Consider the following 1,391-nt stretch of genomic DNA (forward strand, 5'->3'; position numbering starts at 1 on the left):
TCTTTGCTGGTCATGATTTGTGCGTCATGAACGTTAAAGTTACGACGGTCGAGCTCCGCCACCACGGTAGCAAACAACGCTGGTTGATCTTTGGTGTAAACGAACACTTCTGTTCCACCGCGCGTAGCCTTTTTGCTGATAAGTACCAGCGGCTTGTTTGGATCATCCATACGCAGCAAATGCGCACAATGCCAAGCGATTTGAGTGTGAGTATGGCGCAAGAAATAGTCGGCTTTGAATCGTTGCCACAACACTTCGATTTGGCGCGCAGAAAACCCTTCTTTGCGCAGCAATGCGGAAGCCATTTGTTGGTTATGGCGAATACGCTCACGCACATCAACCGGATTTTCTAATCCGCGACGCAGTGCGCGTTGCGTTGAGTAGAAGAGCTCGGCAAGCAGCGTGCGTTTCCAAGCATTCCACAACTCTGGATTGGTTGCGCAAATATCCGCAACCGTGAGACACACTAAATACTCAAGAGATTCTTCGTCACGAACTTGTTTCGCAAACTCTGTAATGACGTCAGGATCGTAAATATCGCGTCGTTGTGCGGTGACTGACATGAGAAGGTGATGCCTCACCAGCCAGCCCACTAACTTAGCTTCTGGCTTCGACAGCCCGTGTTCAATACAGAAATCGTACGCTTCACCTTCACCAATCACTGAGTGATCACCACCGCGACCTTTACCAATATCATGGAAGATTGCTGCAATGATCAGCAGTTCTTTCTTTTGCATGCGCGGGTATATGTCGCAACAAATCGGATGCTTCGCATGGTTGTCTGGATTGTTAAAGGTATTGATGTGTTTGAGTAGGCGAATGCTGTGCTCGTCAACCGTGTAGGCGTGGAACAGGTCGAACTGCATCTGACCAACAATCTGGCTCCATTGCGGTAAATATGCGGCCATTACCCCAAGTCTGTGCATCAAACTGAATGCTTTATGAAGTGCATTTGGGTGTCGACATAACGCTAAGAATTTTTCACGAGCCGCTGGAATCGTGTGTAAAAACTTGTTTAAGCGGCGACGTGCAGTACGCAGTTGTCGCAGGGTTGGAGGGCTTACTCCTTCAATGGTTGAGTCGTTTGCGATATGCAAAAACATATCAAGAATAGTTTCAGGTCTGGCTTGGAATAGCGCAGGTTTTCTGGCTTCAATTAACGACCCACGACGTTGAAAATCTGCATCCAAAATTTCTGCGTTTTCAGTTGCACCACCATTGATGATGGCTTGATCAAACAGTTTGAGCAGCATTTTGTTTAATTCTGCGACGCGACGAAGTGTGCGATAAAACTCTTTCATCATCATCTCGACGCCGCGATTGCCTTCACCAACATAACCGAGGTTTTCGGCCACTTGTGCTTGATGTGCGAAGGTCAAACGGTTGTCGTA

1 protein-coding gene is annotated in these 1,391 nt (G+C 47.7%); it reads right to left on the bottom strand.

The features are described from left to right. The coding region (gene glnD, locus R8N46_RS24750) for a [protein-PII] uridylyltransferase (protein WP_318189716.1) at positions 1–1,391 on the bottom strand (1,391 nt) is incomplete at both ends.

The sequence above is a fragment of the Vibrio sp. 1874 genome (genome assembly GCF_033344395.1).
In the GTDB taxonomy this organism is placed as follows: Bacteria; Pseudomonadota; Gammaproteobacteria; order Enterobacterales; family Vibrionaceae; genus Vibrio; species Vibrio alginolyticus.